Source organism: Stenotrophomonas sp. CFBP 13718, from assembly GCF_014842145.1.
GTDB lineage: Bacteria > Pseudomonadota > Gammaproteobacteria > Xanthomonadales > Xanthomonadaceae > Stenotrophomonas.
The window spans coordinates 77,031-97,640 of the sequence record NZ_JACYVC010000008.1 but is presented as its reverse complement, the minus strand read 5'-3'; the positions used below and the strand labels follow the sequence as shown (position 1 = coordinate 97,640).

Sequence of the window (20,610 nt, the reverse complement as noted above, 5' to 3'; positions counted from 1 at the left end):
GTCACTACCCTCACGCTCAGGGTAGGTCGGCCACGTTGTTCAGGCGCGTGACTTCCTCGCCATCGTCGGCCAAGGCCACGCGTACGCGCAGGCCACGGCGGTCGCCTGCAGGCAACGGCAGGGCGACGGTGGTCGTGCGCGGCTGCAGGTCACTGGGCGCGTCCAGCGCCGGCACCTCGATACGCGCGATCTCACGGCCACGCGCATCTTCCAGCACCGCCACACCGGTTCCGGTGCCCACATGCCCCAGGCTGTGGACGGTCACGTGCACCTGCCTTCCATCGACCCGGACGTCGCCCCGGCCGATGCCCAGGTCAGGACGTTGGTCCACGGGGGTGCCGGCACGGACGCGCTCGAACTCGAACACTTCGGTCCTGCCCGGCTGGAACTGCAGCGGCGTGCTGACGCTGGTTTCCAGCATCACGTCGCGTTCGCTCACCTTGCCGTCGATCTTCCCGTCGCCGTTGGCGTCCACGCCGCTGCGCACCCGCCACGTGCCGCTGGCCACGTTCCAGCCGGTCATGTCCGCGGTGATCGCCTGCTTGGCCAGGTTGTAGCTGGTGACGGTGAAGCGTTCGCGTGAGGGCGCATGGACCAGCAGCGCCACCTGTTCGGCCGCATCGTCGCGGTCGAAACGCCAGCTCACCGTGTGCCCCGGCCAGCTCTGGTTGCGCTTCAGGGCGATACCTCCCAGGCGGGCACGCTGCAGGAACTCGCTCGGTGCCTCCACCCGGTCCGACCACCAGTGGCCGTCGGTATTCATGTATTCGCGCTGCGCCTTGGCCTGGATCCCCTCGGCGTGCAGGGCCTCGATGTACTTCACATCGCCGCTGGCCTGCCATGCCATCACGCTGGCGAAGCCGGTCTTGCCACTGTCTGCATCGGCAGTCAGCTTCGGATACCAGTCCTGCTGTCGCCCCAGCACCTCCACGTAGTTCTCGCCGAGGTTGGACAGCGCACCGGGTCCACCGCGCTCCACGCGGTAGTCCAGTGCTTTCAGGTACTTCTCATCGCCGGTCCAGCGCCACGCCGCCCAGAAGGTGTGCATGATGTCGCCGCTGCCGGACCCGTTGTTGAGTTCACCGCCGCGCACCTTGCCGGTGGCCCAGTTGATCTCGTTCGGCAGCGCCCAGCGGCCCTTGTCGTCGGTGTAGGCGTGGGCGAGGTAGCCATCGGCCAGGCCGGTGACCAGGCGTCGGCTGCTCGGATCGGCATTGAACTGCCCGAGCAGGAAGGCGGGGTGCAGCACCGGGAATGAATACGGTTTCTGCCACTGCCAGTTCGGCTCGCGGTAGACCTTGTTGCCGCCGAACCAATTGCTGGAGAACAGCAGGTGGCCCTGCGGGTTGGTCAGGATGATCTTCTCGTCGAAGGCTTTCACCGTCTCCATCAACCGTTCCACGGTCAGTGGATCACCCCAGTTGAGGTACAGCATGGCGCTGTTGGTGTTGATGCCTTCCTCGTAGGCGTGCAGCTCGTCGGTTTCGATGGTGCTCAACCCGTTGCTGAACATGCCATTGCGGTACACCGCGTCGGACAGCGCGGTCAGCGACGCGTTCAACCGGTCCGGCTGCACACCCATCAGGGCCAGGCCCGGCCACTGCTGGGTCAGGTCCGAATCGTCGGAGATGCCGCCGCCGAAGTCGCCGTACGGCACCTGGCGGTGCTCGATCCACCAGTCGATGAAGCGCCGCACATAGGCCAGGTCCTGGGTCTGGTTGAATGCCCATGCCGGCACGCCCTTGGGCACTTCCGGCGCGGTGAACGGCGGTCGGCCCTGGCTGTTGTAGCTGATGTAGTTCCAGTACAACCGGCCCAGCTGGTGATCCGGATCCACCCGCAGCAGGTCACTCAGGTCGGCGTACACGCGGGCGTACAGGCGCTGCCGCTTGGAGGTGGTGTGTTCCTCCACGAGGAAGCCCCAGTTGTCGCGCACCTGGTTGAAGCGGTCTGCGACGTGCTCGGCGATCGCATCGCTGCGCGGCTTGAACACCATGCGGATTTCCGCGCCGTCCAGCGCGCGTGCGTCGAAGCCGGGAGCCGCCGAGGCGATGCTCAACCACAGGCTGTCGGCGGTGAGGATGCGGTCGCGCAGGTCCAGCCACAGCGTGCGTTTCTTGCCGGGTTGCACCGAGACCGATACATCGATCATGTCGCGGGCCGGCCAGATCGGATCCTTGATGCGGATGTTGAGCGGGATCAGGCCGTCATGGGTCGCCGGCAGGTCCAGCGCCGGCAGGTCGATGGCCACGCCGTCCAGACCGTCATGCATGTTTTCCCAGCTGTGCGCCCAACTGCGGATCAACGGCTGGTTGGCCGGTGCATCACCCACGCCGGACGGGATCAGCACGTGCACGATGGGCAGCGGCTGGGCAGGCAGCGTATCGGCACCGCGACGGCGCGAACCGGCCCCCTTGGGCAACGCCATCACCGTGCTGCGTTCGGCCACGGGGTAGCGGCCGTCGATGTAGTGTCGCAGCGTGTCCAGGTTGGTGTAGTCAGGCAGGGCCTGGCTGTCCACCACATAGGTCTGCTTGACGCTGCCGTCCGGCTCACTGCCTTCGCCCACGTGATAGGCCCAGATCTCCTGGATCGGGGTCTCCTGTTCCACGTTGCTGAAGCGCAGCACGCCCCCCTGCTGGGTGGGGATGTCATCGACACTGCGCACCACGCCGCGCGGGCGCTGCAGCACCGTTGTGGTCGCGCTCTGCGCATCGGCGCCGTGCGCCAAGGTGCCGAACGCCGCGCCACGCACCTCGATGCGGTTCACCGGTTCGCCATCGGGCAGGGTCAGGTCCAGGTGCTGCCCGGCCTCGACATAGGTGTTCCAGTCCGGCAGCTGGAAGTAATCGTTACGGCCCGGCAGGCGCGAGCGGTTGTAGACCCCCGGCCAGGTGGTTTCAGCGATGCCATCGGTGGCCTTCCACATCCACTGCTTGAGGTCCTTGGTATCGGCGAACTCGATCTTGCGTATGCGCGTGCCTGCGGCGGCCAGTGCCGGCGGAGCCGCACTTTCCCAACCGAAGCGATGCCGCCATGCGCGCTGGTCTGCCGACGCCACGACGGCCGTCGCCGGTGCCTTGCCTTGCGCCAGTGCAGCTACCGCCGGTCCATCCAGCATGCGGTCGAAGACGCGGATGTGCTGGAGATCGCTGCCGCGCAGGAAGTTGTAGCGGCTCTGCACCTGATAGGGCGCCATCACCCGCCCGGCCAGGCCCAACTGGTCCAGCGCGGCATCGTAGTCGCCCCTGGCATCGACCCGTGCGACTTCCTTGCCATCCACGAACAGACGCACCCCGTGGTCTTCGTCCCAGGCGAACGCCAGGTGCACCCACTGCGCCGGGGCCGGGTTCTGCGGCAGCGCGAACGACACCCGGGTGCGCGCCAGGTTGGCATCGGTGACGAACGCATCGAAGCCGTGTCCGTTCCAGTCGATGCGCAGCCACGCCATGTCCCAGCTGCTGTGGTCGGCATAGCCGACGCGGAAGATCACGAACGGTGCTTCACCAACGGCATAGCGCGATCGCCAGTCGAAGGCCAGCGTGCCGCGCTGCGCCAGGATGTTGCCGGGCGCATCCCACGACAGCACGCCATCGTCTTCCCACTGGATCGCCTTGCCGCGCGCACCGTCATCGACCACCTTCACCTTGTCGCGGAAGTTGGGTACCGGATCGCCCTGCGCCACCTCGGCTTCCAGGCCGTGGTTCGCATCCACGTGGAACAGCAGCGCGGGTGCCTCTGCGGCGAGCGACGGCGCAACGAACAGCGCGGTGGCCAGGGCCAGCAGGCGGCGACGGGGCAGGCGGGCGAGGGCAGTGGGACGGTGGGGCATGGAACCTTCCTTTCAACAGCGGGCGACGGTGGGCGCGTGGTGCAGGATCAGAACTTGTAACGCAGGCCGAGGTAGTACTGGCGCCCGGTCTGGGTGTAGCGGTCCGGCAGGGAAAGCGCGGAATCCACGTAGCGTTCGTCGGCGGTGTCCAGCAGGTTGATCGCCTCCAGGCTGACGGTCAGCTGCTTGTTGAACTTCCACGACATGTTGAAATCGACGTTCTCCACGCTGTACTTGCCGGTGACATCCGCCGTGGCGAGCGCGTTGCCATCCAGGTCGCGGATGTTCTCCTGCGCCAGGATCTGGTTGATGTAGGCATCGCGGTAGCTGGTGGATACGCGCGCACTGAAGCGCCCGTCGTCGTAGTACAGGGTGGCGTTGTACGAATTGGGCGACAGGTTCAGCAGGTCGTTTTCCGTGTACGTGGTGACGATGGTGTTGCCGCTGCCGGAGCTGAAAAGGTACTGGATCTTCGAATCGACGTGGGTGTAGTTCAGCTGGATGCCGAAGTTCTTCCAGAAGCCGGGCAGGAAGCTGAAAGGCTGCTGGTACGTGAGCTCGTAGCCCTTCAGCGGGCCACCCGGCGTGTTGAAGTAGCTCTGCACGTTGAACAGCGTGTTCGGGCTGAAGCCGGCAGGCAGCAGGTCCAGCGAATAGCCCATGTCGTCCCAAGTGGTCAGCAGGCGGGTACGCTGCACATAGGTTTCGATGTCCTTGTAGAACACCGCGGCCGACAGCAGCGCACCTTCGCTGAAGTACCACTCCGCACTCAGGTCGTAGTTGGTGGAGCGGAACGGATCCAGCTTGGGATTGCCGAGGTTGATCGAGTAATACCGGTCTTCATCGAGGAAGGCGCTCGGCCCGCCGCTCACGCTCGGTGACAGGTTGGACAGGGTGGGGCGGGCCATCGTCTTGGCCGCACCGAAGCGCAGCACCACGCTGTCCGTCACGTCCCAGGCCAGGTTCAACGACGGCAACCAGTCGTCGTACTGATGGCCGACGCGGGTTCCCACCAGCAGGCGTTCGCCGGCGTCGGCGGTCGCGCTCGCTACGCCCAGGAACGGCTGGCAGGCCGCGGACAGATCGCCGCTGCTGGCCGCCTGGCACGGCGCATAGCCATCCGCGGTGATCTGCGTCTGCACGTAGCGCATGCCGATGTTGCCGCGGAACGGTCGGCCCCACAGGTCGGTGTTGAAGTCGAGTTGCAGGTACGTCGCGTAGCTTTTCTCGTTGACGTCGAAATTGTTGTTCGACGAACCGAAGTGGCCCACACCGGCGAGGCGGTAGTCGCCCCCCAGGCTGCCGGTATCGCAGTTGCAGTAGATGTCCAGCAGCTCGGCGACGCGCTTGAAATCGGGGATCAACCAGCTTGATGGCGTGGCCGTGTCCAGCCCCTTGCCGAAGCCATTGAGCGTGCTGCTGAGGTCGCCGATGCCGGTGCCGCCGGGCAGGGCCTGGGCCAGCCGTCCGTAACTGATGTTGCGGTACTCCTGCGTGCTCATGTCGTAGTCCTTGTAGGCAAGACCACCACGCAGGGTGAACGTCGGCGAGACCGTGAAGGTCAGGTCGACCTTCGCCGTATCGAACTGGTTGTCGACGTAGTTCGGGTTCAACCGCACTTCGCTGATGTTGCTGCCGCGCGCGGTGCCATTGGCGTTGACCGGGGCGGTGCCATAGCCCAGCCACTGCCAGGCGTTGGGATCATTCAGCGCGAACGGGAAGCCCATCGACGGCAGGCCGGCATTGTTGCGCGCATCGAAGACGAACCCGTCCAGATTGCTGTTGTCGAAGCTGACCATCGAGAACACCGGGCGCTCGAAACTGGACGAAGAGTGGCCCACCAGCGCGTCCAGGCGTACCGCATCGTTGAAGCGGTGTTCGAATTCGAGGCTGACCTGCTTGAACTCGGTGCTCTCTTCGATGGACGTCGATTCCGTGCGGAAGTCCACGTTGTCGAACACGCCGTAGACCAGGCGGTTCTGGTTGTCGACCTGGGCCTCGCGTACCGCGATCTGGGTCTTGCCACCGTACTGCGCGGTGCGGTGCAGGTTGGCACCCAGCGAATCCTCGCGCTGGTCCTTGTCCAGCTTGGAGTACATCAGGTCCAGGTTGAGCAGGCTGTCGTCGCTGAACTTGAACTGCAGGGCGCCGGTGATGCCAAGGCGCTCGAGCTCATGTTCGGTGCGGACATAGCGCGGGTAGCGCGGAATCCACGCGTTGGTCGCGGTCTCGTACGCGGCGATGTTTTCCGCTGTCGCCGCGGGACGGTCCAGGCCGGTGCCGCAGTGTGCGGCATCGGTGCCATAGCTGCCCCAGCCGTTGTTACGGGCCTGGTTGGCCGCGCTGCCCACACCTGCAGCCGTCTCGTTGGCCAAGGGATTGCGCGGCGTCTGCGGGTCATACCCCAGTGGGCTGCAGAAACCGTACGTCCCGTTGTTGGTCGCCGTGGGCTGGTTCGAATTGCGATGGTTGCCATGCTCCCAACGGACCGGGTTGTAGCCTTCTTCGAAGATGGTGCGCTTGCTGTAAGCCACCGACATCAGCGCGCCGAAGCGGCCGTCGGCCCAGGTGTTGCTGAGCAGCGCCGATACGCGCGGGTCCTTGCTGCGCGACAGCTCGTTGAAGCCGTACTGGCCGTTGAGCGACGCCTGGAACCCATCGAAATCGAACGGACGCGACGCACGCAGGTCGACCGTGGCGCCGAGTGATCCTTCGTCTGTCTGCGCGGACTGCGTCTTGCTGACCTTGACCCGGCTGAAGAGCTCGGAGGCAAAGGTGTTGAAATCGAATCCGCGGCTGCGGTTGACGCCGGCGGTGCCGCTGCCCGCGGTGGACAGCGCTTCCAGGCCGTTGATGCGCACGCGGGTGAAGTCCGATCCCAGCCCACGGACCGATATCTGCTGGCCTTCTCCGCCCTCGCGGTCGATCGATACACCGGCGATGCGCTGCATCGACTCGGCCAGGTTGAGATCAGGGAACTTGCCGATGTCTTCGGCATAGATGGCGTCGACCTGTTCGACGCTGTAGCGCTTTTCATCCAGCGACTGCTGCAGGCTTTCGCGGTACGTCGCCTTGACTTCCACCTTGTCCAGATCGACGGCGTTGGGTGCGCTGGCAGCGGCCTCCGGTGTCTGCTGCGCGGCCGCGGTGCTGGTCAGTACCAGACCGATGGAGAGTGCGAGCAGCGTGAATGGCGTATGGCCGGCACGGTGGCGTGGGTGTGACAGATCCATGTTGTAAGCCCCTCCCAGGGTGTCCTCAAAGCGTGCGTGTGTACTGCAGGCGATGAACCGGCCTCCACCGGACCACTGCCTCGGCGCAACGTCTTGCTGACACCGCAGGTCACGGGAACGTAGCAAAGCACTCACGGCGCAGCATCTTGCGCCGCAGCAGCAGGCCACGGTGTCGGGATCGTCGGCGTTGCACCTGGCGGCGGCGTGGTTGCCACGCCGCCGCTTCGGTCGGTGGATCAGAACTTGTAGCGCACGCCGAGCAGGAACTGGCGGCCGGTTTCGGTGTACTGCAGCGGCAGCTGGCCGGTGAGCGGCGAACGCACCCACTCGTCGGACGCTTCGTTGGTCAGGTTGACACCTTCCAGGGTCAGCTCGAGCTGGTCGCTGACCTTGTAGCGCAGCGAGGCGTCGATCATCGTGGTGCCGGTCATGCCGTGCACGCCGTCTACGTTGAAGCCGGTTTCCTGGCCCGGTGCCTGGGTCAGGTAATCGTCGCGGTTGGTGGCCGACACACGGCCGGACCAGGTGTCACCTTCATAGAACACCGTGGCGTTCCACGAGGTCGGCGACAGACCGGTCAGGTCGTTCTTCATCACCGCCTGGCCTTGGCCATTGAGGTACTGGATCTTCGATTCCACCCAGGTGTAGTTCAACTGCACGCCGAGGTTGGACCACTTGCCCGGCAGGAAGGTGAAGGGCTGGGTGTAGTTCGCTTCCACGCCATGCAGCTCGCCGCCGGGGGTGTTGAGCGGGATGCTGAAGGTGAACTCGTCGTTGACCGTGGCACCGGTGCCGTCCAGCAGGCTGGCCGGCAGGCCACTGGTGGAATACGGGCGCACATCGCGGGTGGTCTGCACGAAGGACTCGATGTCCTTGTAGAACAGGCCCAGGCCGAGCATTGCGCCTTCGTTGAAGTACCACTCGAAGCCGAGGTCGACGTTGGTGGCGCGGATCGGATCCAGGTTCGGATTGCCGCCGGCCACGGTGCGGGCGCCGCCGGCCACTGCCACGGTCACGCCGGGGGTCAGGTTGCCCAGGCCCGGACGGGTCATCACCTTCGCCGCGCCGAGGCGGATCAGGAAGTCCGGTGCCACTTCGGCGACCAGGTTGAACGAGGGCAGCGTGTCATCGTACTTGCGGTTGCTGGTGGTCAGCACCGGCACGCCACCGACGGTCGCGTAGCCGTTGGATTCCTGCTTGGTCTCCACGTAGCGCACGCCGAAGTTGCCGGACAGCGGGATCGATCCGAGGTCGGTGGAGAACTCGCCCATCAGCCACACGCCGCGGTCCTTCTCTTCCACGCTGCGGCTGTTGTTCAGCCGCGGCGCGACGGCGAAGGTGCCGGTGTTGCTGTAGATGTCGAACAGGTCGGCTACCGCGTCCAGGTTCGGCACGACCCAGTTGGACGGATTGCCGGTGATGCCCTTCAGGCCTTCCTGCTGGGTGTATTCCGGCGGCACGATCAGGCCGCTGCCCGGGAAGGTCGGCACGGCCAGCTCACTGGCGCGACGCAGTTCCACGGTGTTGAAGCTGTAATCCTTGGCCAGCACGCCGCCCTTCAGGCGGAAGCCCGGGCTGATGTTCCAGTTGAAATCCAGCTGCGCGGTGTCGAAGTCATTGTCCACCGACTGCGGACGCAGACGGATCTCGGCCAGGGTCCAGCCGTTCGGGTTGGTCGGGTCGATGCCGTAGTTGAAGGCAGGCAGGTTCTTGTTGCCGCGGTAGTCGTAGCTGTACCCGTCGACATCGAACTTGTCCATGATGACCGTGGTCTGCACCGGGTTCTCGTGAGACGAACGCGAGGTGCCCAGCTTGCCGGTGATCTGGAAGGCTTCGCTGAAGCGGTGCTCCAGGTTCAGGCTGACCTGCTTGAAGTCGGTGCTCCACTCGTCGTGGCGGTTTTCGCTGCGGATATCCACGTTGTCGAACGCGCCATAGACCAGCGCGTTGTTGCGGATTTCGCCGTCGCGCACGATCGTCTGCGGCTTGCCGGCACCGGAGCGGCTGAAGGAAATGGCCTCGATGTAGTGCTCATCGCGGTCGGCATCGATCTTCGAGTACAGCGCGTCGAGCGACAGCTCGGTGCGGTCGGTCGGCTTCCACTGCAGCGAGCCGGTGACGCCCAGGCGCTCCTGCTTGTGCTCCATCTGCACGTAGCGCGGGAAGCGCGGGTGGAACACATTGGCTCCGCGCGCGGCGGCGAACGGCGAGCTGGCAGCGAAGCCACCGTTGCTCGGCCCGTTGGCCCAGCGGCCGGTGTTGGAGCCTTCTTCCAGCGCCTGGCGCTCGGAGTAGGCCACCGACAGCAAGGCACCGAAGGTGCCGTCAGCGAAGGTGTTGGAGATAAGCGCCGCCATGCGCGGATCCGCTTTCTGCGCCATGTCGTTGTAGCTGGCCTGGCCGCTGGCAGCGAAGGTGAAGCCTTCGTAGTCGAACGGACGCGCGGTGCGCAGGTCGACGGTGGCGCCCAGCGAACCTTCTTCCACGTCAGCCGAGGCCGTCTTGCGCACGATCAGCTGCGAGAACAGATCCGAAGCAAACACGTTGAAGTCGAAACCACGGCCACGGTTGGTACCACCGCTCTGGTCGCCGGCACCGACGGTCGCCAGGGCCTCCATGCCGTTGATGCGCACGCGGGTGAAGTCCGGGCCCAGGCCACGCACCGAGATGCTGCGGCCTTCGCCGCCATCGCGGGTGATCACCACGCCGGGGATGCGCTGCAGCGATTCGGCCAGGTTGAGGTCGGGGAACTTGCCGATGTCTTCGGCGACGATGGCATCGACCACGCCGGCTTCGCTGCGCTTGATGTCCAGCGCCTTCTCCACGCTGGCGCGGTAGCCGGTGACGGTGACCGTATCCAGGTCCGTTGCCTGCTGTGCCTGTGCGGTGGCGCTGATGGCCAGACCGATGGACAGGGCCAACAAGGTAACCGGTGTCTTTTTGCTGCTGTTACGAGAAATCATGGCCTTTCCCTCTCCCAAAGGTCTGGTTCACAACGCAGTGTCAGCAAGATGACACCGCTGGTCAGGGCGGACGTTAACAGCACCTTCAGGATCGGGCATCTTGCACCGCAACAGATTCGTAATGTCCCTGAGACGCTTGCGGGACAATGGCTTGAATGGAGAGACGGGGTGGACGCGACAGCCTATGGGGCTAGAATGACACCGATAGCCAAGAGCCACGCGGGGTGCGTGGTTCCCTCCGGCGCGCTGCAACGCGATGCTGCGGTCCGGGCAACGAGGACATCTGATGAGTCGAGTGGTCTGTTTCGGGGAACTGCTGTTGAGGATGGGCGCACCGGGCAACGAGCTGCTGCTGCAGTCGCCGCGCCTGGAGGTGCACGTCGGTGGGGCGGAAGCCAATGTCGGTGTCTCGCTGGCGCACTTTGGCCATGACGTGGCGATGGCCAGCGTCGTGGCGGACAATCCGCTGGGCGCGCATGCACTGGGCGAACTGCGCCGTCATGGCGTGGACACGCGGGGCGTGCGCCTGCAGGCCGATTCCCGCATGGGTCTGTACTTCCTGACCACCGGTGCGGTGCAGCGGGCCAGCGAAGTGGTGTATGACCGCGCGGACTCTGCGTTCGCGCTGAGCAGCGCGGCGGACTACGACTGGTCCCAGCTGCTGCAGGGCGCGGAGTGGCTGCATCTTTCCGGCGTCAGCCCGGCCCTGGGTGCCGACGTGGCACAGGCGACGCTGGCCGCCGCACGTGCCGCACGCGCGCAGGGCGTCAAGGTGTCCTTCGACGGCAATTTCCGGCCGAAGCTGTGGCAACGCTGGGGTGGCGATGCGAAAGCCATCCTGCGTGAGCTGTTCGCACAGGCGGACATCGTGTTCGCCGATTACCGCGATATCGAAGTGGTGCTGGGCCAACCGTTCGCGCAGGACGACGTGGTCGCCCGTGTGGACGCTGCCGCAACCGCCGCGTTTGCCGCGTTCCCGCACCTGCAGTGGATGGCGTGCACGCAGCGCCAGGCGCTGAGCGTGGACCACCATGCACTGGGTGCATTGCTGATCGGCCGTGATGGCACGCGCGCACAGGCGCCGGTACGTCAGTTGCAGGGCATCGTCGACCGGATCGGCGGCGGTGATGCGTTCGCTGCCGGCATCCTGCATGGCATCATGCGCGGCTTCGATGCCGACGCCACTGTGCGCTTCGGTTTGGCCGCCGGTGGTCTGAAGCACTCGATCCCCGGTGATTTCAATCCCGTCAGCGAAGCTGACGTGCTGGCCCTGGTGGGCGAGGAGCGTTTTGATGTCCGGCGCTGATCCGCGCGTTCGCGCGGTACTGAAACTGGCACCGGTGATCCCGGTGTTCACCCCTGATGACGTGGACGATGCCGTGCAGGTCGCCCAGGCCTTGTTCCGCGGTGGCCTGCCGGTGGTGGAAGTCACCCTGCGCACGCCGCGTGCGATGGAAGCGATCAAGGCCATGGCCGAGGCCGTGCCCGACGCAGTGATCGGCGCAGGTACCGTGCTGACGGCCGCGCAGATGCAGGCGGTCAAGGAAGCGGGCGGTCGTTTCGCCGTGTCCCCCGGTGCGACGGAGCGGCTGTATGCCGCTGCGCGCGATACCGATCTGCCGTTCCTGCCGGGCGTAGCGACATCGTCCGAACTGATGCACGGATTGGAGCAGGGGCTGGATACGTTCAAGTTCTTCCCGGCCGTGCAGGCCGGTGGTGCGCCGTTGCTGTCGGCGTGGGCCGGTCCGTTCGGCGATGTGCGTTTCTGCCCCACGGGCGGCATCAGCGTGCAGACCGCGCCGCAGTTCCTGCACCTGCCAAACGTGCTGTGCGTGGGCGGCTCATGGCTGACCACCGCTGCCCTTCTGCAGAGCCGTGATTGGGCAGCGATCGAAGAACTGGCCCGGCAAGCGTCCGTGCTGGCGAGCTGAGGGTCGGGGTCGCGCCGGCTGGATTGTGCCGACTGGATTGTGCCGGCTGGGTTGTGCCGACTGGGTTGTGCCGACTGGATTGTGCCGACTGGATTGTGCCGACTGGATAGAGCCGGCTGGGTAGAGCCGACTTCAGTCGGCTGGTCTTGGGTGCACTCCAGGACAGCCGACTGAAGTCGGCTCTACCCCCATCGGCTGCTCTCCGCGCGGATCAATTGCAGCCGACTGAAGTCGGCTCTACCGGTCGGCTCTACCGGTCGGCTTTACCGGTCAGCTCTAACCGTCATGTCGACCGGTCGGCTATACACTGGCCGCATGGCGATGTTCAAAACCTTCCTGTTTTCCCTGCTTGCGCTGGCCGGTGCGCTGCTCGCGCTGGTGCTGGTCACCACGGTGGCCAGTTGGCTGCCGCCGTTGATCGGCGTGCATGCGGGCGGCGCGGTGCAGTTGGGTTGGGACCTCGCGTTCACCGTGCTGGGCGGCATCGCCGCGGTCGCCTTTGCCAGCTACCACGCACCGTGTTGGCCGCGTTCGCACGGCATGGGCATCTGGTTGCTGCTGGCGATCGCCTCGCTATGGGCAGCATGGGACATGGGCAACGAGTTCCCGCGCTGGTTCGTACTGCTGCTGGTGATCTCGCTGCCGCTGCAGCTGGGCATCGGTCTGTGGGTCGGCGCAAGAAAGTGGCGCACCGCAACATCCCCTTAACAATTCACCTCTAGTCTCTTGGCCGCCGGCTACCGGCACGGTCGCGCACGTTTTCTGCACGCTACACAGCGGACAGGCGCGCGGCACGCACTCACAGAGCAATGGGGATCATCCGATGCGCAACACCCTGCGGGAGACGCCGACGCGCGTCCCCCATGCGAAGCTTTTGTCCCGCGCCGTGCGCGCCGTGCTGATCAGTAGCGTCGCCAGCCTGCCGATGCAGGCAGTGGCCGATGAAGCAGTGGCGGTAGCCACCAGCGCCGATACCAGCGCCGCCCTGCAGCAGCTGGATACGGTCACCGTGACCGGCGGCTACGCGCGCAGCCTGGAGCGCGCGGTCGACCTCAAGCGTAGCAACATCGGCTTCTCCGACTCCATCGTCGCCACCGACGTGGCCGACTTCCCGGAGCAGAACCTCGCCGAGGCGCTGCAACGCATGCCGGGCGTGACCATCGAACGCAACAAGGGCCTGGGCAGCAAGGTCAGCGTGCGCGGCCTGCCCTCCGAGTTCACCCACGTGTCGATCAACAACCTCGCCACGGCCTCGGGCAGCGGCGGTCGCGACGTGCAGTTCGATATCTTCGCATCGGATGTGGTGCAGACCGTCACGGTGCAGAAATCGCCGACGGCGGCAGACGAAGAAGGCGGCATCGCCGGTTCGGTGTACATCGAAACCGCCAGGCCGTTCGACTACGCCGAGCCGAAATTCAGTGCATCGGCGGAAGCGGCGAACAATTCGATCAACGGCAAGACCGATCCGAAGATCTCGTTCCTGGCCAGCGACACCTGGGGCGACTGGGGCGGTCTGGTGTCGTTCTCCAAGGCAAAGCGCACCAACCGCACCGACTCCAACTCGGGCATCAACTTCCGCCCGATGGGGCGCTTCCTCGAAGCGTCCGGCACGCGGGGCACGCAAGCCGCTGCCGTGCTGGCACGCGACGCCGGCATCGTCATCAACAACCGCATGGACAAGGACGCGACCAACCGGATCATCTTCCAGGACAAGGTCGGCGACCGCATCTACCTCAACGAGCAGGACCAGTGGGGCGCGACCGCATCCCTGCAGTTCAAGCCCAGCGAGGCATTCTCGGTGAGCTTCGATGCGATGCTCGGCGGCTACGATACGCATGAAGATGAGTACGACGCCGCTGCGTATTCGGCGTCCAGCCGCAGCACGCTGGACACCATCCATTCGTATGATGCCGACACCCTGTCCCAGTACGGCGTGGTGGTCCTGCGCGATGTGTCCTACACGGCCACCCAGCATGAAATCCTGAGCAAGGAACGCTTCGCCAACACCGACTACCGGCAGTTCAGCAGCAAGCTCGACTGGACCGTCGGCAGCTGGGACATCGATGCCCTGGTCGGCTATTCCGGCGCACGCCGCAACTCGGACTACGCCAACCTCAAGCACGTGGCCTACGCACCGTCGCGCACGCGCTGGACCGCCAACGGCGGTGAGACGCTGGCCAGCGCGGCGTCCAATGGGTTCGACATGTACAACTCGCCCGGGAAGTACCTGTTCGAAGCCTATGAGACCGAAATCGAGCACGTGAAGGACGACAAGTACGCCGCGCAGCTGGACTTCCGCCGGTCGATGGAACTGGCGTTCTTCCCGGCGCTGACCAGCGTCAAGTTCGGTGCGCGTTACACCGACAAGTCCAAGGACCGCGAGTTCGGCAACACCAAGATCCAGGGCCCCACCGCCGGTAGCGCAGCGTGGGTCAACACCCGCACGTTGGCTGACAGCAATCCGGGTTGGATCAGCGACATCGTCCCCGGCGGCGGCTACAAGCCGAGCAACCTGGACTGGCAGCAGGTGTCCAACAGCTACGCACGCAACACGTTCCGCTATGCGGGTTTCACCACCCCGCTGGATCCGGGCCAGTTCTACCAGGTCGATGAAAAGACCCTGGCGCTGTATGCCATGACCGATTTCTACTTCGATATCGGCCGCGTGCCGGTGTACGCCAACCTGGGCGTGCGTTCGATCGACACCAAGGTGGATTCGGCCGGTTTCCACCCGGTGCAGAATGCCGATGGCTGCAGCGGCTACACGCCCACGCCGATTTCCAGCAGCGGTGACTACAGCGACCTGCTGCCCAGCTTCAACATGACCGCCGAGATTGCCGATGGATTGGTGCTGCGTGCGGCGGCGTCGGAAACGCTGATGCGTCCGTCGCTGACCGACATTGCCTACCGCCGCACCGTCAGCTGGTCCAGCTTCCGCTTCATGGACGGCAATCCGGCCCTGAAGCCAACGACCGCCAAGCAGTGGGAAGTGGGCCTGGAGAAGTACCTGGAGAACGGCGGACTGCTGTCGGCATCGTACTTCTCCAAGAAGATCGACGGCGTGGTGCGGCAGTCGTTGACCGGCATCGTACCGAACGTAGAAAAGCTCAACGCCAACGGATCGTTGGATGGGTACTACGACTTCGAGGTCTACCAGCCGGTCAATGCCGAGGGTTCGTACAAGGTCACCGGCGTGGAGCTGGTCGCCCAGCTGCCGCTGTCGATGCTGCATCCCGCGCTGGAAGGGTGGGGCATCAATGCCAACTACACCCAGCTGGACAACTCGCTGACCGGTGCATCCGACATCGACATCCCGACCCCGCCGGAAGGGCTGGCCGAGAAAGCCTACAACTTCACCCTGTACTACGAGAATGATCGCTTCGACGCGCGCGTGTCCTACAACTACAAGGACAAGTACGTGGAGTACATCCACCTCAACATGTATCCGGTGTACCGCGATGCGTACGGGCAGACCGATGCCTCGATCGGCTTCCGCTTGAACGACACCTGGAAGCTGAGCCTGGATGCGATCAATGTGTTCGACGAAGAAACGTCGGGCTACACCATCGATAAATCCTTCCCCACGCAGTACGAGTTCTCCGGCCGCCGCATCGGTCTGGGCATTCGCGCCGATTTCTGAAGCGTGCAGTAACCGGCGGCCCTCGTACCACGTTTGGTAGAGCCGACTTCAGTCGGCTTTCCCGAGTACCACGCCTGGTAGAGCCGACTTCAGTCGGCTTTCCCGAGTACCGCGCCTGGTAGAGCCGACTTCAGTCGGCTTTCCTGATTACCACGCCAAGAGCAGCCGACTGAAGTCGGCTCTACCAACGGCGGGGTTCCGGAGGTCCGTGCCAGTGACGGGGTCCCATATCAGTGACGGAGTTCCGTATCAGTGACAGGTCCCGCATCAGTGACGGAGTTCCGTATCGGAGACGAGTTCCGCATCAGTGACAGGGTCCCGTATCGGAGACGAGTCCCTTGCGCCCGCAGCGGGGCCCGCGCTACAACGTCGGCAGGCCCTGCTTCATCGTGGTGATCCCTTCCCAGGGATCACCGTTCAGGCGCTTGGCCCGCGCCAAGGCCTTGTGCATCGGGAACGCATCAGCGGCCGCCACGCGGCCCAGCTCTTCCCAGCGCAATGGCACCGCCACGCCCGCGCTTTCGCGTGCACGCAGTGACCACGAACACACGCTGGTCGCCCCGCGCGCGTTGCGCAGCCAGTCGATGAAGATCACGCCATTCCGCTTGGCCTTGCTCATCGTGGCCACGTAGCGGTCCGGCGCATGCTGCGAAAGCGCCTGTGCGAATGCCTCGCAGAACGCCTTTGCGTCTTCCCACTCAGCGGCGGGCTGCAACGGCACCACCACATGCAGTCCCTTGCCGCCGGACAGCCGTACGAAGCTCTCCAGCCCCGTTTCCTGCAGGCGCGCGCGGATGTCCCGCGCGGCCGCCTTGATGGCGGGCCAGCTCACCCCTTCCCCCGGATCCAGATCGAACACCAGACGATCTGCGCGCTCCGGATCCTGCACGGTGGCACCCCACGGATGCAGCTCCAGGGTGTTCATCTGCACCAGTTGCATCAGCCCGTCCACATCATCGATGTAGACATAGTCCTCGCGGCCGCTCTTCTGCTGCAGAGGCACGGCGCGTACCGCGCTGCCCAACCCTTGCCCATGATGCTTCTGGAAGAAGCAGGCCTTGCCGACGCCATCCGGGCAGCGCAACAGGGACAGCGGGCGATTGCGGATCTCCGGCAGGATCCACGGTGCCATCGCACGGTAATACGCCGCGACCTCGCCCTTGGTCAGCTTCAGCGCGGGATACACCACGCGTTCGGGATGGCTGATGGCCAGCGACGGCTCAGCGGCTTTCTTCTTCGGCGCAGGCACCTGGGGGCTGGCGAGGGTCTTGTCCGTGCGCAGCCGCTTGAAGCTGGCCTGGCGCAGGAGCCCCTCCTTGGCCCAGCCACGAAACGCCACTTCAGCGACCAGTTCAGGCTTCACCCAGTGCACGCTGGAGGCACGGAACGGCACGTGGGCAGGCAGTTCGACGGAGGCCGTTTCGCTGCCCAATGCCTGCAGTCGCCGGGTAAGCGTGCGCAGCTTCTCGTCATCGAACCCGGTTCCCACGCGTCCAACGTAGCGCAGGCCGCCCGTGTCCGGCGTGGCCATCAGCAGCGAGCCGAAGCCTTGCCGCGAGCCCTTCGGCGCGGTGTAACCCACCACCAGGAACTCGTCGGTGTTCTCGTGTTTGATCTTCACCCAGCTGCGGGCACGGGTCGTTACGTAGGCCGCGTCCACCTGCTTGCTGATGATGCCCTCGAAGCCGGCCTTGCCACTGGCAGCGAACACCTCCGGCCCATGGTCGATCACGTGATCGCTGTAGGCCAGCGTGCCGGGTGTGTCGCCGATCAGGTCCTTCAGCACGGCTTTCCGCTCCCGCAGCGGTGCCTGGCTGATATCAACGCCAGCGACGCCCGGCAGATCGAACACCACATAGCGCAGGGGTTGTTTGGCGCTGCCGTCGATCACCCGCTGCAGCGCACTGAAATCACTGCGTCCCTGCGCGTCGAGCACGACCAGCTCACCATCCAGGCGGGCATCGCGCACCGGCAAAGCGGCGATGGCCGTGCTGACTTCCGGGAAGTCGCCCGTCCAGTCCAGTCCGTTGCGCGAGCGCAGGGTGACCTGTCCGTCGTGCAGGTCGGCCAGCAGCCGATAGCCGTCCCATTTGATTTCGTGCAGCCAGCGCTCCCCGTCCGGCGCGCTGTCGCGGTGATCGGTCAGCTGCGGCGACCATTCGTGGGGATACGGGGTATCCCGTGCGCCCGGCAGCTCCAGCGCGCGGCGACGCCAGCGGGTATCTGCCTTGCGCGCGACAGCGGGGGATTTCTCCTTGGCCGACGTGGCAGGTCTGGTGGACTTGGCGGATTTTGCTTTCGTGGCCTTTCCTTTCTTCACTGGCGCGTCCTCCAGCAGATCGTCGGCGTCCGCATCGCGGGCATGCGCGTCGTCGCGCTTGATCAGCAACCATTGCGGCTGCCGTCCTTTCAGCGCCGTGCGCACCAGCTTCCACGCACCCGTCAGCCGTTCGCCATGCAGCACGAAGTCCAGCTTGCCGTCTGCCAGCGCCTGCACGGGATCGCCTTCACAACCCCACACGCCGTGGTCGTACACACCGACATGGCCGGCGCCGTAGTGTCCTTTGGGGATGTCGCCCTCGAAGCTGGCATAAGACAGCGGGTGGTCTTCCACCTCCACCGCCAAGCGCTTCTCGCCCACCCGCAGGGACGGGCCCTTCGGTACCGCCCAGCTTTTCAGTACGCCGTCCATCTCAAGGCGGAAGTCGTAATGACGGTGGCTGGCATGGTGCAACTGCACGACGAACACCGGCCGTTTTCCGCGCGTGCCGTTGGCCGGCGCGTCGTCGGGCTCGGGGGTGTCATCCTGGCTGGCGCCCAACCGGCGCTTGCGACGGTACTGGTGCAGCGACATGGCTCATCCCGCCTTGCGCTGCAGCGCCGCTTTCTTCGCGGATTTCTTCGCCGCTTTCTTGGCCGGCTTGGCCGCACTTTTTTTCGTTGCCGTCTTGGCCGCCGCCTTCGTGGCTTTCTTCGCTGGCGCCTTCTTTACCACCTTGTCCGTGGCCTTCTTCGCCGGCGTGCGTTTGTTCGCATCCAGGCTCTTCTGCAGGAGCGACATGAAGTCCACCACGTTGGTGCTGGCATCCTCGCGCGGGGCCGGCTCGTCTTCCACGGTGGTGGTACCGCCGTCTTCTTTGATGCGCCGGGTAAGCACGCCCTGCAGACGCTCGCGGAACTCATCGTGGTACTGCGTGGGGTCCCACTCACCGGCCATGGATTCGATCAGCTGTTCGGCCATCGCCGTTTCCTTGCTGGTGATCCGGTAATCCGCCAGCTTGCCGCTGGGCAGCTTGAAATCAGCGGGATCCACGAGCTCCTGTGGATAACGCAGGATCATCAACACCAGTGCGTCTTCGTTGGGCATCACCGCGCACAGGTATTCGCGGGTGCGCACCACCACCTTGGCGATGCCGACCTTGCCGGTGCTGCGCAGGGTCTCGCGCAGCAGCACGTAGCCCTTCTCGGCTTTCTTGCCGGGCACCAGCAGGTACGGCTTTTCGAAGTAGCGCGGGTCGATCTGGCTTGCGTCGACGAAGCTTTCCACTTCGACGGTTTCATGGCTCTCCGGCGCAGCCGATTTTATATCGCCGTCCTCAAGCACCACGTAGCTGCCCTTGTCGTACTCGAAGGCCTTGACGATATCTTTCCACGGCACTTCTTCGCCGGTATCTGCGTTGACACGCTCGAAGCGGATCGGCTTCTTGTCGCGCGAATCCAGCATGCGGAAGTGCAGGTCGATCTTGCGCTCGCCCGACATCAGGGACACCGGCACGTTGAGCAGGCCGAAAGAGAGGGTACCGGTCCAGATCGGGCGGGCCATGGGACGCACCAGGGTGACAGGGGAAGCCAGCTTCGGCGTGCGCGCGTGAAACGGCTGTGTCCACCGCGGAGGGGAGGCCGCTGCGACCGCTCTGTTAGTGATGGCCGCTGGCCGTCAGGCTGTTTCTCTCGCGGGCCATTGCCGCTGCGCTCGCCGAGCGTGGCTCGGCGCTACCGGAGGGTCGCCCGCGGGCCCCGGCGTTGTAGCGCCGAGCCATGCTCGGCGGATTCTGTGCCGGACGTTGTAGCGCCGAGCCATGCACGGCGGAATCTGTGCCGGTTACTGCAGCAACGGGCGGACGGCAGAGGCGGGCATGTGGTCCAGCGCCAGCCAGGCATCCTCCACCACCTCCCGGGCCTTTGGCCAGCGCAGGCGCGATTCGCCACGCATCTGCTCCCAATGGGCTTCCAGCGCGTCTTCGGTCTGTTCATCACTGCCGCGCGGCCAGTTGGCGGCGTGGGTCGTCAATGCAAACGCGTAGGCGGGGCACAGATCGCGCCAGCTGCGGTGCGCCTGACGGCGACGCACGTCGTAGTCGTTGAGCATGTACTGCAGGTAATCCTGCGCTACCGCCTGCGGGTCTTCGCGCTGCTGCCGCCGCGCACGGCGCTGGGTCGGGCTGCCGCCAAGCGGATCGCGGCGGGCATTGAACACGGAGGGTGCGGGACGTTCCAGGCGGTGCATGGCGCGGCTCCTGCGGTGCAGTCGGGCGGCCAGATGTAACGGCGTCGCCGTTACCCACCTGTGAGAGGCATGTAGAGGAACCAGCAGCCAAGGTTCGCGGTAGCTTTACCTGCATAGCGCTGTAGTAGCTCCTCCATCAGGAGAGCAGCCATGAACCGAGATACATCGCGCGATCCCCTGCGCCAAGCCACTCCCCCGATCCCCGGCGAACAGCATGGCAAGCACGACAACATGGACGCGGAGGACCGCGGTACCGGCGCGCCGTTCATCGACGCCGCCGCAGAGGCCGATGATCACCTGCCCGTAAAGCATGAATGCGAGCAGGCCGCGCAGGACCGGAAAGACTGCGGCGACCGTCATCGCGGCGGCCAGGAGAGCCCGCTCAAGCGTCGCGAGCGCAAGCAGCACGCCAGCGACAATCAGGATCAAGCGCTGGAAGAAACCTTCCCGGCCAGCGACCCGACATCACCGTTCGTGCCGGCGAAGGCGCCGGATTGATCTACA

11 protein-coding genes are annotated in these 20,610 nt (G+C 65.2%); 5 read left to right on the top strand and 6 right to left on the bottom strand.

Features of this window, described 5'->3' with window-relative positions; translation table 11 throughout:
* Positions 1–16 precede the first annotated feature (16 nt).
* The 3 genes from IFT58_RS13535 to IFT58_RS13525 form a co-directional block, all read right to left on the bottom strand.
* Positions 17–3,832: a LamG-like jellyroll fold domain-containing protein gene (locus tag IFT58_RS13535; protein ID WP_192095488.1), complete on the bottom strand. Its 3,816-nt coding sequence runs from the start codon at positions 3,830–3,832 to the stop codon at positions 17–19.
* Between the two features lie 47 nt (positions 3,833–3,879).
* Complete coding sequence (locus IFT58_RS13530) at positions 3,880–7,065, bottom strand: TonB-dependent receptor (RefSeq protein ID WP_192095486.1); 3,186 nt, start codon at positions 7,063–7,065, stop codon at positions 3,880–3,882.
* 236 nt (positions 7,066–7,301) lie between these two features.
* On the bottom strand, positions 7,302–10,028 hold the full coding sequence (locus IFT58_RS13525; RefSeq protein ID WP_192095484.1) for a TonB-dependent receptor: 2,727 nt from the start codon (positions 10,026–10,028) through the stop codon (positions 7,302–7,304).
* Between the two features lie 286 nt (positions 10,029–10,314).
* Here IFT58_RS13525 and IFT58_RS13520 point away from each other — a divergent pair, with 286 nt between their 5' ends.
* From IFT58_RS13520 to IFT58_RS13505, 4 genes are all read left to right on the top strand, one after another.
* Positions 10,315–11,334 carry a sugar kinase gene (locus IFT58_RS13520; protein ID WP_188325568.1) on the top strand — a complete coding sequence of 340 codons (1,020 nt, stop codon included), beginning with the start codon at positions 10,315–10,317 and terminating at the stop codon, positions 11,332–11,334.
* Positions 11,321–11,959 (top strand): bifunctional 4-hydroxy-2-oxoglutarate aldolase/2-dehydro-3-deoxy-phosphogluconate aldolase, encoded by a 639-nt coding sequence (gene eda / locus IFT58_RS13515; protein WP_192081958.1) that lies wholly within the window; start codon positions 11,321–11,323, stop codon positions 11,957–11,959. Before IFT58_RS13520 ends, eda begins: the two co-directional genes overlap by 14 nt.
* Positions 11,960–12,274: 315 nt before the next feature.
* On the top strand, positions 12,275–12,667 hold the full coding sequence (locus tag IFT58_RS13510) for a hypothetical protein (RefSeq protein WP_192095482.1): 393 nt from the start codon (positions 12,275–12,277) through the stop codon (positions 12,665–12,667).
* 115 nt (positions 12,668–12,782) lie between these two features.
* A complete protein-coding gene (locus IFT58_RS13505) occupies positions 12,783–15,599 on the top strand; it encodes a TonB-dependent receptor (protein WP_192095480.1) in 2,817 nt (938 codons plus the stop codon).
* Between the two features lie 361 nt (positions 15,600–15,960).
* Here IFT58_RS13505 and ligD read toward each other — a convergent pair whose 3' ends face one another.
* The 3 genes from ligD to IFT58_RS13490 form a co-directional block, all read right to left on the bottom strand.
* Positions 15,961–18,453, bottom strand: a complete 2,493-nt coding sequence (gene ligD, locus IFT58_RS13500) for a DNA ligase D (RefSeq protein ID WP_192095478.1) — start codon at positions 18,451–18,453, stop codon at positions 15,961–15,963.
* A gap of 3 nt (positions 18,454–18,456) precedes the next feature.
* Positions 18,457–19,422 (bottom strand): Ku protein, encoded by a 966-nt coding sequence (locus IFT58_RS13495; protein WP_192095475.1) that lies wholly within the window; start codon positions 19,420–19,422, stop codon positions 18,457–18,459.
* A gap of 279 nt (positions 19,423–19,701) precedes the next feature.
* Positions 19,702–20,106 (bottom strand): hypothetical protein, encoded by a 405-nt coding sequence (locus IFT58_RS13490; RefSeq protein ID WP_188325562.1) that lies wholly within the window; start codon positions 20,104–20,106, stop codon positions 19,702–19,704.
* Positions 20,107–20,256: 150 nt separating this feature from the next.
* On the opposite strand from IFT58_RS13490, the gene IFT58_RS13485 reads away from it, so the two are divergent.
* Positions 20,257–20,604 (top strand): hypothetical protein, encoded by a 348-nt coding sequence (locus IFT58_RS13485; RefSeq protein WP_192095472.1) that lies wholly within the window; start codon positions 20,257–20,259, stop codon positions 20,602–20,604.
* Positions 20,605–20,610 lie beyond the last annotated feature (6 nt).

Bases quoted from the DNA above. Each gene is read 5' to 3' on its own strand.
- IFT58_RS13505 (WP_192095480.1), top strand. From the start codon at position 12,783: ATGCGCAACACCCTGCGGGAGACGCCGACGCGCGTCCCCCATGCGAAG.
- IFT58_RS13495 (WP_192095475.1), bottom strand. From the start codon at position 19,422: ATGGCCCGCCCGATCTGGACCGGTACCCTCTCTTTCGGCCTGCTCAAC.
- IFT58_RS13490 (WP_188325562.1), bottom strand. From the start codon at position 20,106: ATGCACCGCCTGGAACGTCCCGCACCCTCCGTGTTCAATGCCCGCCGC.
- eda (WP_192081958.1), top strand. From the start codon at position 11,321: ATGTCCGGCGCTGATCCGCGCGTTCGCGCGGTACTGAAACTGGCACCG.
- IFT58_RS13485 (WP_192095472.1), top strand. From the start codon at position 20,257: ATGAACCGAGATACATCGCGCGATCCCCTGCGCCAAGCCACTCCCCCG.
- ligD (WP_192095478.1), bottom strand. From the start codon at position 18,453: ATGTCGCTGCACCAGTACCGTCGCAAGCGCCGGTTGGGCGCCAGCCAG.
- IFT58_RS13510 (WP_192095482.1), top strand. From the start codon at position 12,275: ATGGCGATGTTCAAAACCTTCCTGTTTTCCCTGCTTGCGCTGGCCGGT.
- IFT58_RS13525 (WP_192095484.1), bottom strand. From the start codon at position 10,028: ATGATTTCTCGTAACAGCAGCAAAAAGACACCGGTTACCTTGTTGGCC.
- IFT58_RS13535 (WP_192095488.1), bottom strand. From the start codon at position 3,832: ATGCCCCACCGTCCCACTGCCCTCGCCCGCCTGCCCCGTCGCCGCCTG.
- IFT58_RS13520 (WP_188325568.1), top strand. From the start codon at position 10,315: ATGAGTCGAGTGGTCTGTTTCGGGGAACTGCTGTTGAGGATGGGCGCA.
- IFT58_RS13530 (WP_192095486.1), bottom strand. From the start codon at position 7,065: ATGGATCTGTCACACCCACGCCACCGTGCCGGCCATACGCCATTCACG.